Source organism: Streptomyces sp. TP-A0356 (assembly GCF_001417775.1).
In the GTDB taxonomy this organism is placed as follows: Bacteria; Actinomycetota; Actinomycetes; order Streptomycetales; family Streptomycetaceae; genus Streptomyces.
In genome coordinates, this window is sequence record NZ_BBZJ01000013.1 from 414,976 (window position 1) to 426,426 (window position 11,451).

Consider the following 11,451-nt stretch of genomic DNA (forward strand, 5'->3'; position numbering starts at 1 on the left):
CCGGAAAGTGAAATCCGAGTCCCCGGACCTGGTGAGGAGGTGTCAGTCGTCGTCGCCGAGGACCGGTTCCGGCAGGGTGCCCGCGTTGTGCTCCAGGAGGCGCCAGCCGCGCGCGCCTTCACCGAGGACGGACCAGGAGCAGTTGGAGAGACCGCCGAGGCTCTCCCAGTGGCGGGACTCCAGACCGAGCAGACGGCCGATGGTGGTACGGATCGTGCCGCCGTGGCTGACCACCACGAGGGTGCCGTCCTGGGGCAGCTTCTCGGCATGGCTCAGCACCACGGGGGCGGCACGGTCGGCGACCTCGGTCTCCAGTTCGCCGCCGCCGCGGCGGACGGGCTCACCGCGCTTCCAGGCGGCGTACTCGTCGCCGTACCGGGCGATGATCTCGTCGTGGGTCAGGCCCTGCCAGACACCCGCGTACGTCTCGCGCAGGGCCTCGTCGTGGGTGACCTCCAGGCCCGTGAGCCCGGCCAGCTCGGCGGCCGTGGCGGCGGCGCGCTTGAGGTCGGAGGCGACGATGGCGTGGGGCTTCAGGGAGGCGAGCAGACGGGCGGAGCGGCGGGCCTGGCCGATACCGGTCTCGGTGAGCTCGACGTCCGTGGAGCCCTGGAAGCGGCGCTCCACGTTCCACGCCGTCTGGCCGTGGCGCCACAGGATGAGGCGCCGCCCCCGGTCCATCTGGCCGGCGTCGGGGCCCGGGGCCGTCACCGCAGCTCCCCGCCGAGATCGGCGTTCAGCTCGGCGGCGTCCTCGGCGGCCTGCAGCCGGGCGTGCTCCTCGGCCTTGCCCCGGGTGGCCTTGGCGTCGGCCGGCAGCTCCAGCTCGGGGCAGTCCTTCCACAGCCGCTCCAGGGCGTAGAAGACGCGCTCCTCGCTGTGCTGGACGTGCACCACGATGTCGACGTAGTCCAGGAGCACCCAGCGGGCCTCGCGGTCACCCTCGCGGCGCACCGGCTTGGCGCCGAGCTCCTTGTTCAGCCGCTCCTCGATCTCGTCGACGATCGACTTGACCTGGCGGTCGTTGGGCGCGGAGGCCAGCAGGAAGGCGTCCGTGATCGACAGCACGTCGCTGACGTCGTAGGCGATGATGTCGTGCGCGAGCTTGTCGGCGGCCGCCTGCGCGGCGGTGTTGATGAGCTCCAGAGAGCGGTCCGTGGCGGTCACTACAAGGCTTTCCGTCGGCGGTCAGTGATACCTCAAGGGTCTCACGGACCGCCGACGGCACCCCAGGCGATTGATGGATCACGTCCCCGCGCCCCGGGATGTGACCCGAGTCACGGGGACGTCCTGTAGTTCTGGCCGAGGACGACCGACACGTTGGCGTTCGAGGTGACTTTGCCCTTCGTCACCGAGCTGGTCGGCAGTCCCAGGGTCTTCGCGACCTCGACCGCGTTCTGCTTGTCGCCGTCGTTGGCGTAGGTGATCTCGGACGCGGTCTGGGCGGTGCCGCTGCCGGCGTCGATGAAGGTGTAGCCGCCGTTGACCAGGGCGACACGGGCCTGCTCGGTGGCGCCCTTGGAGCCGGTGTCGTTCCTGATGCCGACGCGGACCGCGTCACCGGCCTGGGGGCTCTTGACGGTGCCGCCGAGCAGGTTCTTGACCACGGTGTCGGTGGCCTGCCGCCCGATGGTCCCGTCGGACTGGACCGGCAGCAGCTCGGTCCTGTAGGCGCTCTGCTTGGCGTGGTCGGCGAGCTTGGCGAGGAAGGAGCCGAGGTCCTTGTCGGTCAGGGAGGGGTCGAGGATCTGTGCGAGCGTCTGCACGGTGGTCGTCGCGGCCTGGGCATCCGAGGACATCTTGCGCAGCACACCCTGCATGACCTGGCCGAACCGCTCCAGCTGGGCGTCCTGCGACTCGCCGGAGGCACGGTAGGTGGCGTATGCGACGGCCATCTTGCCGCTGAGGGTCTGGCTCTGCCCCTTGTGCACGAGGGGGGCGCCGCCCTTCTTCGTGGCGTCGGGGTCGGGGACGTCGGTGTCGGTGGTGACCTCGATGTTGCCGACGAGTTCGACGAGGTTGTTGAGGTAGGGGGTGTCGAGGCGCCAGGTGCCCTCGATCTTGGTGCCCAGCACGGAGTCGATGGCACCGGTGGTGCCGGAGGAGCCGTCGACGGCGACCGACTTGGCGAGGGTGGTCGCGGTGCCGTCGTCGGCGGTCAGGGCAAGGGAGTTGGGCAGCAGGACGGTGGCGCCCTGCTTGGTGGTGGTGTTGTCGACGAGCAGCGCGGTGGAGGTGCCCCCGCCCTTGGTGTTGTGCAGGTGGACGACGATCACGTCGCGGTTCTGGGCGGTGGCGGCGGTCGTCGTCGTGGCGGACCTGCCGCCGGAGGAGGTGCCGGGCAGCTTGCCCGCGTACCAGAGGTAGCCGACGCCGCCGACGGCCACCAGGGCGAGCACCGCGGCAAGGGCGATGATCCGACTGCGCGCGCGGCGCTTGGCCTCCTCGCGGCGCTCCGTGCGGTTCTCGGTGAACTTCAGCCAGTCGATGACGTCTTCGGAGTCACCGTCGGGCTCCTCGACGAAGGCGAACTGCTCGGTGCCGTGGTCGCGGTCGCCGTGCGGCTCCCCCTCGCCCGGGGTCTCCGGCGGTCCGGCCGGGTCGGCACCGGTGAAGCCGGCCGCGCCGCCCCCGCGCGCCGGACCCCTGTCGGCCGGGGCCGCCTGCTGCGGGATGTGAGGGGTCTGTTCGGCAACGCGCGGCTGCTGCCGGCTCGTTGCGGTCTGGCCGTAGGGGTCGTAGCCACCGGCGGTGGTGGTTCCGTAGGTGGCATAGGGGTCGTACGAGGCGACGGGCGGCTGCCGGCCGGTGTCGTGGGAGGACACAGGTTGCTGCTGGCCTGTGTCATAGGGCGAGATGGGCTGCTGTGGGCCGGTCGCGTACGGGTCGTAGCCGTAGCTCTGGGGCTGCTGATGCTGCTGTGTGCCGTACGGGTCGTAGCCCTGCGATCCCCGCTGGGGAGGCACCTGCCGGTACATAGGCTGCCCGAACTCGTCGTAGCCGACGAGCTCGTACGGGTCGCCGCCCCCGTATCCGTCGTATCGGTCGTTCACCGGTGCCCCTCTCGGCTCACTCGCCGCGGTACAGCTGCCGCTTGTCGATGTAGCGCACCACACCGTCCGGCACCAGATACCAGACGGGTTCGCCCTTGGCGACTCTCGCACGGCAGTCTGTGGACGAGATGGCCAGCGCGGGAACCTCGACCAGCGAGACGCCGCCCTCGGGGAGGCCCGGATCGGCCAGGGTGTGACCGGGGCGGGTGACGCCGATGAAGTGCGCCAGGGAGAACAACTCGTCCGTGTAACGCCAGGTGAGGATCTGGCCGAGCGCGTCGGCGCCCGTGATGAAGAAGAGGTCGGTGTCGGGGTTGAGGGCCTTCAGGTCGCGCAGGGTGTCCGTGGTGTAGGTGGGGCCACCGCGGTCGATGTCGATACGGCTGACCGAGAACTGGGGGTTCTCGGCAGTCGCGATGACCGTCATCAGATAGCGGTCCTCGGCGGGGGTGACCTTGCGGTCGGTCTTCTGCCACGGCTGACCGGTGGGCACGAACACCACCTCGTCGAGGTGGAACTGCGCGGCGACCTCGCTGGCCGCGACGAGGTGCCCGTGGTGAATCGGGTCAAACGTCCCGCCCATGACGCCGAGGCGGCGTTTGCCCGGGTTCAACGGCCCGTTTCCGGGGCCGGAGCCCGTGCCCCGCGCCAGATCGGTGGGCATGTGCTGCTCTCCCATGCGTGCGACCCTACCGGCCCGGTCGGCGGGCTCCGGCCGTAAGGCCCCCGAGGGCGGCGGGCACCGGGCCCGGTGCCCGACTCAGCGGTCGCGGTTGAAGCGGGTGGTGATCCACAGCAGCAGGAGAAGGATGACGAGGGCGCCTCCGCCCGTCATGAAGGGGCTGATGCTCGCGTGACTCTCGCCCTCGGCGAGGGTGGCCAACTGGGCAGCGGTGCTGTGGAAGCTCATCTTCGGCAGTACCTATCCGGTGTGGGCGGGACAAAGACGTCGGCTCATCGTATGCGGGCGCCTCGGCGCCGATCACGCCGACTCCGCCGTTGGGGAGGAGGGTTGCCCGCCCGCCGGGGCGGCAGGCGGGCTGTGCGGGTCGCGAAGCGGGGTCAGCGGTCCTTGCGCCTGTAGCCCCGCAGCAGGAACCACCCGGTCAGGACGCAGCCGACGACCATGACGATCAGCACGACGCGAAGCAGGTTGCCCGAGCCCTGCCGGCCGGCGGCCAGCGCGGCATCGGTGAGCCATGCGGCGGAAACGTGGTCCATGGGATCGCTCCTTACGGTGTGCTGCCCCGCCACGGTATCTCCGCCTAGGCTGGACCTCGCTTCGGGGGCACATCGGGCCGTCGCCCGCGCAGTCACCCATCGAGTGATCGCCCGATGATCAATCGCACAGTGAGCCATCAAGTCATCCGATACATGACCGAGTCATCCGATACATGGGGGAACGCATGTCCGACGACGACCGTGCGCAGAACGGGCACGAGAACGGGCACAAGAGCGTGCCGAGCAGGCAGCGCAGGCGATTTCCGGGAATCTCCTCGCGCGCGTACGAACACCCGGCGGACCGTTCGGCCCTGGTGGCCCTGCGCAAGCTGAGCGGCTTCGACACCGTCTTCAAGGCGCTCAGCGGCCTGCTGCCCGAGCGCAGTCTGCGGCTGCTGTTCCTCTCCGACTCGGTACGGGTCTCGGACGCGCAGTTCGCCCACCTCAACGACATGCTGCGGGATGCCTGCGACATCCTGGACCTGGAGAAGGTCCCACCGATGTACGTCACCCAGGATCCGCAGCCGAACGCGATGTGCATCGGCCTCGACGAGCCGATCATCGTCGTGACGACCGGCCTGGTGGAGCTCCTGGACGAGGAGGAGATGCGGGCGGTCGTCGGTCATGAGGTCGGGCACGCGCTGTCCGGCCACTCCGTCTACCGGACCATCCTGCTGTTCCTGACCAGCCTGGCGCTCCGGGTCGCCTGGATCCCGCTGGGCAACCTCGCGATCATGGCGATCGTGACCGCGCTGCGGGAGTGGTTCCGCAAGTCGGAGCTGTCGGCCGACCGGGCCGGGCTGCTGGTCGGGCAGGACCTGCAGGCCTCGATGCGCGGGCTGATGAAGATAGCGGGCGGGAACCACCTGCACGAGATGAACGTGGACGCGTTCCTGGAGCAGGCCGAGGAGTACGAGGCCGGGGGCGACCTGCGCGACTCCGTGCTCAAGATCCTCAACGTGCTGCCGCGGTCGCACCCCTTCGCGACGGTCCGCGCGGCCGAGCTGAAGCAGTGGGCCGCCTCCCGCGACTACCAGCGGATCATGGACGGGCACTACCCGCGGCGCAGCGAGGACAAGGACACCTCGGTGTCGGACTCCTTCCGGCAGTCCGCGGCCGGCTATGCGAACGATGTGAGGCAGTCCAAGGATCCGTTGATGAAGCTGGTCACGGATATCGCGGGCGGCGCGGGCGACTTCGGCGGCCGGGTGCGGCGCGGCTTCGCCGGCTTCGCGGGCAACCCCCCGAAGGACGCGCCGCCGGAGCCGGACGACAGCCACCCGGAGGACAAGAGGCCCAAGGACGACAGCTGACGACGGCGCCCAGGACCGCCGACCGAACGGCCGGCCCCGGTCGCTCACCCACCGCGTACCACCGGACGGCAGCCGTTCGACGGGAAGGGTCCGTGGGGCCCCCGGGGCTCAGCCGGTCCGTCGGCTCACGCCCCCGGTTGCGCGCTCGTCGAAAGGGTGCCGCACACGGCCGTGGCGCTGCCCGTCGCGTACGGGTCGGTGCCCGCCGGGCCGCCTGCCTTGGCCGTCTGGCCCGCGAGCAGCGGACGGAGGGCGTTGGCGGTGTCCTCGGCGCAGGCGAGCGGGCCGGCCTGGAGGTAGGAGGTGACCAGCTTGGCCTGGCGCATCCGCAGGTCGTCGCGGTCGAAGCGGAAGGTCAGCTCGCGCCGCACGGTGAACAGCGAGGCCTGCGCCTTGGCGTCGGAGCCGGTCGACTTCAGCGCGTACACCAGGGTGTGGTCGGCAGTGACCTCCAAGGTATCGGAGTTGGCCTCCGCCGCCTGCAGCGTGCCCTGCACGCGGATCCTGCTGTCGGCCAGCCGGGCGCGGGAGGGGTCGAAGCGGACCAGCCAGCCGGTGGCCGCGTGCCACCCGTCAGAGGCCGGGTGGTCGAAGCTCTGGTCGAACTGGTCGAGCTGCTGCGGATCGAGCAGGATGCGAACCGACCGCACGGCGCCGCCGGTGAGGACGGCCGGGTCGAGCGAGGACTCGACGACGTAGTCCTTCGCGGTGGTCAGGGCGGCGACGACCTGGCTGTCGGAGAAGTGCGCGGTGCGCCGGGTGGCGGGAAGCGTGATGCCCTCGGCGCCGACGCGGAACTGCGCGGCGGGACTGTGCGCGTACAGCGTCTCCGGGTCGGTGGTGCCCGGTACGGCGGACTGGGGGGCGAGGGGTATCACCGTCATCCGCAGCGGCTCGACGGTCTGCGCCTTGGGCGCCTGGTACGGATGGCGGACGCCCATGTAGATCGCGGTGCCGAAGGCGACCGCTATCAGGAGCACCAGAATCAGGGCCTGCCGGGGCAGTCCGCGGTGCAGCGCCGGGCGGCGACGTACGGCCGGGGCGTGGTCGGCCATCCGCTCCCGCGCGGAGTACTCCTGGAGGCGGGCAGCCCTGACGAACGACTCGTCGAAGACGACGGATCGGTACTCGTCCTCGCCACCGCCGGGAGCGCCCTCCGGTGTCCCCTCAGGTGGGTCTCCAGGCCCGCCCATACTTTCAGAGTAGGTCTCCCGACGGTCAGGTAAACGCCCTGGTACACGTCAAGTTCTGACAGGTTCTCACCAAGTCGTCGAACGGTGTCGAACACCGTTGGGCGAGCTCCGGAATCACTCGCGCCCGCCCCCCTCAGGGCGTGCGCGGTACCGCCGAGAACGCCGGAGGCGAGTGCTGCGCGGAGGCCGGCGGAGCCGTGCCGACGCTTGTCTGCTGGCCCTGCTCCAGACCGGTCGTGGCGGGCGGCGGGACCTGCTCCTGGCGGCCCGAGGACGCGCCCCGGTAGACCGCCGTGAAGGCCAGCGCCACCATGCCTATGCCCATCACGAGGGCGAGCATCCAGGCGACGGGCCGGTGCCAGCGTGCGCCCTTGCCGTATCCCCTGCCATACGTGCCCGGGGCGCCGTAGCGGCCGTCCAGGACCTCGGGGTCGTCGTCGAAGTCGTCCAGTTCCCGGCCGCGGCCGAATTCGCCGCTCTCGTCGGGCCCGAATCCGTCCTCGTAGCGCTCGTCGTCGCCAAGTGCGCCCATGGCGCGCGCCCGGCGCGCCTCGGCGTCCTGGGCCTCCGCGCGTGCCTGCGCGGCGGCGAGGAGTCTCTCGACAGCCGTCGGCTCGTGGACCACGGCGGCCCGTATGAAGGCCTCGTCGAAGACCACGGAGGCGAACTCTTCGTCCATACCTCCGCGGTCGCGGTCGTCGTCGGGCTCCCGGCCGTCCTGGAACGGCGTGCCCCCCACGTCCTCCGGCACGGATCCAGAGTAGACCTGGGGGGTCAATTTGGGCAGACGGTAAGGAAATCCATCCGCCTGGCGAGACGGCTCACAGGTGGTTGCCAGGGACAACCGACGGTCGGCGCGCTGAGCATGCGCTCAGCGCCGTACGTGCCCGTCGCCGGTCACGATGTACTTCGTGCTGGTCAGCTCCGGCAGGCCCATCGGCCCCCGGGCGTGCAGCTTCTGCGTGGAGATGCCGATCTCCGCGCCGAAGCCGAACTGGCCCCCGTCCGTGAAGCGCGTCGAGGCGTTCACGGCGACCGTGGTCGAATCGACCAACCGGGTGAAACGGCGGGCGGCCTGCTGCGAGGTGGTGACGATCGCCTCGGTGTGACCGGAGCTCCACAGCCGGATGTGCTGCACGGCCTTGTCCAGGGAATCCACGACCGCGGCCGCGATGTCGTACGAGAGGTACTCGGTGTCCCAGTCCTCCGGCGTGGCCTCCACCACCGTCGCCCGGGAGTCCTTGGCGTACGCCATCACGCGTTCGTCGGCGTGCACGGTCACCCCGGCCTCCGCGAGGGCGTCCAGGGCCCGCGGCAGGAACTCGGCGGCGATGTCCTGGTGGACGAGGAGCGTCTCGGCCGCGTTGCACACGCTCACCCGCTGCGCCTTGGAGTTGATCAGGATCTCGATCGCCATGTCGATGTCGGCCTGCGCGTCGACGTAGACGTGGCAGTTGCCGGTGCCGGTCTCGATCACCGGGACCGTGGACTCCTCGACGACCGTGCGGATCAGCGAGGCGCCGCCGCGCGGGATGAGGACGTCGACCAGGCCCCGGGCGCGCATCAGCTCGCGCACCGACTCACGGCTCTCCCCGGGCACGAGCTGGACGGCGTCGGCCGGCAACCCCGCGCCGCCCACGGCGTCGCGCAGGACCCTTACGAGCGCGGTGTTCGACTCGTACGCGGAGGACGAGCCGCGCAGCAGCACGGCGTTCCCGGACTTCAGGCACAGGGCGGCGGCGTCGACGGTCACGTTCGGCCGGGCCTCGTAGATGATCCCGACGACGCCGAGCGGGACGCGCACCTGGCGCAGGTCGATGCCGTTGGGCAGGGTGGAGCCGCGGACGACCTCACCCACCGGGTCGGGCAGGGCGGCCACGTCCCGTACGTCGGAGGCGATGGCCCGGATCCGCTCAGGGGTGAGCGTGAGCCGGTCGACGATCGCCTCGCTGGTGCCGGCCTCGCGGGCCTTGGCGATGTCCCTGGCGTTGGCCTCGACGATTTCGCTCGTTCGGACCTCCAGCGCATCCGCGACGGCGAGCAGCGCGTCGTCCTTCTCGGCCCGCGGCAGCGGCGCGAGGTCGGCGGCGGCACCCTGGGCACGGTAGGCGGCCTGGGCGACCGGGGACATGGAGTCGTACGGCGAGAGCGTGGTCATGAGGGAAGGGTAGTGCGCCGGAGCGACCGGTCACCGGACATCCCGAACCGCGAGACGAGCCCCGACGGGCCCACGAGGACCGTCGAGAGGGGAACGTCGAGAGAGGCCGGGAGGACCGTGGACAGAGGCCGGGAGGACTCGAAAGGGAGGACCGTCAAAAGGGATGCACGCCCACCGGCGTCGCCGGCGGCGGCCCGCACCCCTCGGCCACCCGCTGGTGGTAGGTGTCGCGGTCGATGACCTCCAGGCCGACGATCTCCCAGGGCGGCAGGCCCGCGCTCTGGCGGTGCTCGCCCCACAGGCGCAGCGCGACCGCGGCGGCGTCGTGCAGATCGCGGGCCTCCTCCCAGTAGCGGATCTCCGCGTGGTCGCAGGCGTAGCGGCTGGTCAGCAGGAAGGGGTGGTCGTGGGCGAGCTGCTCCAGGGCGCGCCGTACCTCCGTCAGCGGCGCCTCGTCGCCGGAGACGCTGAGGGTGACGTGCCACAGGCGAGGGAGGTCGCCGGGCTCCTCACGCGTCTGACCGGCCGTGACGCTGGTCAGCGCGCGCTCCTCGCCGGCCGCTCGGGGGGCACCGCCGCCACGGGAGGCACCGGAGGCGCCACGACCGCGGAACGCCGCCACCCCAGGGCGCACTCGTCTCACGACGGCCTCCTTACCCAGTGCTCGTACGGGATGTGTCCCCGAGACAAAGAATGAGTCCCCGAGACAAAGTGGAGCAGGCCGCACGGCTCCATGGGGGCGGTTTTGCGGAACCTCCCTCACCGGATACCCGCGTGGGACGGGCCTATCCGCCCGTTACGGGTGCAGGACCACCAGGTCGTCCCGGTGGACGACCTCGCGTTCGTAGCCCGGGCCCAGTTCGCGCGCCAGTTCCCTCGTCGACCGGCCGATCAGCCGGGGGATCTCCTTGGCGTCGAAGTTGACGAGCCCCCGCGCCACCGCCCGTCCCGCGCTGTCACGCAGTTCGACCGGGTCGCCCGCGGTGAAGTCGCCTTCGACGGCCGAGATGCCCGCGGGCAGAAGCGATGTACGGCGTTCGACGACCGCGCGCACGGCCCCGTCGTCGAGCGTGAGCGCGCCCTGCGGGGCGGAGGCGTGCTGCAGCCAGAGCAGCCGGTCCGCGGAGCGCTTGCCGGTGGGGTGGAAGTAGGTGCCGGTGTCCCGGCCGGCGAGGGCGTCGGCGGCGTGGACGGCGGAGGTGAGCACCACGGGGATGCCGGCCGCCGCCGCGATCCGGGCGGCCTCGACCTTGGTGACCATGCCGCCCGTGCCGACGCCGGCCTTGCCCGCGTTGCCGATCTCCACGTGCGCGAGGTCCCCCGGCCCCCGTACCTCCGCTATCCGCGAGGTGCCGGGCCTGCTGGGATCGCCGTCGTACACGCCGTCCACGTCCGACAGCAGGACCAGCAGGTCGGCGTGGACGAGGTGGGCGACGAGCGCGGCGAGGCGGTCGTTGTCGCCGAAACGGATCTCGTCCGTGGCAACGGTGTCGTTCTCGTTGACGACGGGCAGCGCGCCCATCGCGAGGAGCTTGTCGAGGGTGCGGGAGGCATTGCGGTGGTGGGCGCGGCGGCTGGTGTCGTCGGAGGTGAGCAGCACCTGGCCGACGCGGATGCCGTGGCGGGCGCAGGACGCGGTGTAGCGGGCCACCAGGAGGCCTTGGCCGACGCTGGCCGCGGCCTGCTGCCGGGCCAGGTCACGGGGGCGGCGACGCAGTCCGAGGGGGGCGAGGCCGGCGGCGATGGCGCCGGAGGAGACGAGGACGATCTCCTTCTCGCCTCCGCTGCGATGCTTGGCGAGCACGTCCACGAGGGCGTCGACACGGTCCGCGTCGAGCCCGCCCGCGGCGGTGGTCAGCGAGGAGGAGCCCACCTTGACGACGATCCGGTGGGCCTGTGCCACGGCCTGCCTTGCCCCTGCCACCTGCGTGTTCCCCTCGCGCGTAGATCCGGCTCCCGCCCGGCAATCTACGCGAAGGGACACGGGTGCCGCGCGCCGGTCCAGTACGCGGACGGGTGCCGGGAACCCTCCGCTGCCCCCGGGCACGCCCGTCGGCCGCACGAGGAATCCGTCAGGCCGCGCGCCGCACCTTCAGCACGCGCCGGCCACCTCGCGCAGCCGCCGGAAGTGGACCGTCGTCAGCGGCTTGAAGGCGTCGACCGTGACCGTCTCGCAGGTCGTCGGCACGAACCAGGCAGGAGGCGAGGGCGACGCGCAGACGGCCGCCGGATGGTCGCCGGAGCCGGCACCGAGACTGAACACGCCGTCCGGAAGCGGTACCCGTACACGTGGTCCGGCCGCAGCCCACGGACGTCGACGTGGACGCTGTGCCCGAGCCCGGGCAGCGCCTGGGCGATGCCGCGCCGCACGGTCCCGCGGAACCGCTCGTCCTGCGCGAGTTCGCATTCCACCGGCACCGCGCGGTCCGGCATGCCGCCGCCGTGCAGAGGGTCGGGGGCGAACCGGGTCCACAGCACGATGCCGTCGGGCAAGGGGTCCCCGGAGCCGGCACC

12 protein-coding genes and 1 pseudogene are annotated in these 11,451 nt (G+C 71.5%); 1 reads left to right on the forward strand and 12 read right to left on the reverse strand.

The features are described from left to right. Nucleotides 1-42 precede the first annotated feature (42 nt). The 6 genes from ASC56_RS05165 to ASC56_RS41085 all read right to left on the reverse strand — a co-directional run bounded on the left by ASC56_RS05165 (nucleotide 43) and on the right by ASC56_RS41085 (nucleotide 4,273). Nucleotides 43-681: a histidine phosphatase family protein gene (locus ASC56_RS05165; RefSeq protein ID WP_055490181.1), complete on the reverse strand. Its 639-nt coding sequence runs from the start codon at nucleotides 679-681 to the stop codon at nucleotides 43-45. Nucleotides 682-707: 26 nt separating this feature from the next. Beyond that, on the reverse strand, nucleotides 708-1,166 hold the full coding sequence (rsfS, locus tag ASC56_RS05170) for a ribosome silencing factor (protein WP_055489978.1): 459 nt from the start codon (nucleotides 1,164-1,166) through the stop codon (nucleotides 708-710). Nucleotides 1,167-1,276: 110 nt separating this feature from the next. Beyond that, nucleotides 1,277-3,052, reverse strand: coding sequence for an LCP family protein (locus ASC56_RS05175; protein ID WP_055489979.1), 1,776 nt, complete (start codon nucleotides 3,050-3,052; stop codon nucleotides 1,277-1,279). Between the two features lie 16 nt (nucleotides 3,053-3,068). Beyond that, nucleotides 3,069-3,731 (reverse strand): nicotinate-nucleotide adenylyltransferase, encoded by a 663-nt coding sequence (nadD, locus tag ASC56_RS05180; RefSeq protein ID WP_055489980.1) that lies wholly within the window; start codon nucleotides 3,729-3,731, stop codon nucleotides 3,069-3,071. Nucleotides 3,732-3,812: 81 nt separating this feature from the next. Then, entirely contained in the window at nucleotides 3,813-3,962 is a 150-nt protein-coding gene (locus ASC56_RS41080; RefSeq protein WP_199835922.1) for a hypothetical protein, read from the reverse strand. A gap of 152 nt (nucleotides 3,963-4,114) precedes the next feature. Next, nucleotides 4,115-4,273: a hypothetical protein gene (locus ASC56_RS41085; protein ID WP_199835923.1), complete on the reverse strand. Its 159-nt coding sequence runs from the start codon at nucleotides 4,271-4,273 to the stop codon at nucleotides 4,115-4,117. A 185-nt stretch (nucleotides 4,274-4,458) separates the two neighbouring features. On the opposite strand from ASC56_RS41085, the gene ASC56_RS05185 reads away from it, so the two are divergent. Then, nucleotides 4,459-5,586 (forward strand): M48 family metallopeptidase, encoded by a 1,128-nt coding sequence (locus ASC56_RS05185; RefSeq protein ID WP_055489981.1) that lies wholly within the window; start codon nucleotides 4,459-4,461, stop codon nucleotides 5,584-5,586. A 125-nt stretch (nucleotides 5,587-5,711) separates the two neighbouring features. Here the strand turns inward: ASC56_RS05185 and ASC56_RS05190 are convergent, their stop codons facing one another. From ASC56_RS05190 to ASC56_RS37585, 6 genes and pseudogenes are all read right to left on the reverse strand, one after another. After that, the gene (locus ASC56_RS05190; RefSeq protein WP_055489982.1) at nucleotides 5,712-6,779 is read right to left on the reverse strand and encodes a hypothetical protein; all 1,068 of its coding nucleotides are present in this window, start codon (nucleotides 6,777-6,779) and stop codon (nucleotides 5,712-5,714) included. A 133-nt stretch (nucleotides 6,780-6,912) separates the two neighbouring features. After that, nucleotides 6,913-7,557, reverse strand: a complete 645-nt coding sequence (locus ASC56_RS05195; protein WP_055489983.1) for a hypothetical protein — start codon at nucleotides 7,555-7,557, stop codon at nucleotides 6,913-6,915. Nucleotides 7,558-7,650: 93 nt separating this feature from the next. Continuing rightward, nucleotides 7,651-8,937 carry a glutamate-5-semialdehyde dehydrogenase gene (locus tag ASC56_RS05200; protein WP_055489984.1) on the reverse strand — a complete coding sequence of 429 codons (1,287 nt, stop codon included), beginning with the start codon at nucleotides 8,935-8,937 and terminating at the stop codon, nucleotides 7,651-7,653. Nucleotides 8,938-9,091: 154 nt separating this feature from the next. Then, nucleotides 9,092-9,580 (reverse strand): hypothetical protein, encoded by a 489-nt coding sequence (locus ASC56_RS05205; RefSeq protein WP_055489985.1) that lies wholly within the window; start codon nucleotides 9,578-9,580, stop codon nucleotides 9,092-9,094. 153 nt (nucleotides 9,581-9,733) lie between these two features. Then, entirely contained in the window at nucleotides 9,734-10,861 is a 1,128-nt protein-coding gene (gene proB, locus ASC56_RS05210) for a glutamate 5-kinase (protein WP_199835924.1), read from the reverse strand. Nucleotides 10,862-11,132: 271 nt separating this feature from the next. Beyond that, nucleotides 11,133-11,451: pseudogene (locus tag ASC56_RS37585) on the reverse strand (PhoD-like phosphatase N-terminal domain-containing protein); the annotation flags it as partial.

Bases quoted from the DNA above. Each gene is read 5' to 3' on its own strand.
- ASC56_RS05165 (WP_055490181.1), bottom strand. From the start codon at position 681: ATGGACCGGGGGCGGCGCCTCATCCTGTGGCGCCACGGCCAGACGGCG.
- nadD (WP_055489980.1), bottom strand. From the start codon at position 3,731: ATGGGAGAGCAGCACATGCCCACCGATCTGGCGCGGGGCACGGGCTCC.
- ASC56_RS41080 (WP_199835922.1), bottom strand. From the start codon at position 3,962: ATGAGCTTCCACAGCACCGCTGCCCAGTTGGCCACCCTCGCCGAGGGC.
- ASC56_RS41085 (WP_199835923.1), bottom strand. From the start codon at position 4,273: ATGGACCACGTTTCCGCCGCATGGCTCACCGATGCCGCGCTGGCCGCC.
- ASC56_RS05185 (WP_055489981.1), top strand. From the start codon at position 4,459: ATGTCCGACGACGACCGTGCGCAGAACGGGCACGAGAACGGGCACAAG.
- ASC56_RS05190 (WP_055489982.1), bottom strand. From the start codon at position 6,779: ATGGGCGGGCCTGGAGACCCACCTGAGGGGACACCGGAGGGCGCTCCC.
- ASC56_RS05200 (WP_055489984.1), bottom strand. From the start codon at position 8,937: ATGACCACGCTCTCGCCGTACGACTCCATGTCCCCGGTCGCCCAGGCC.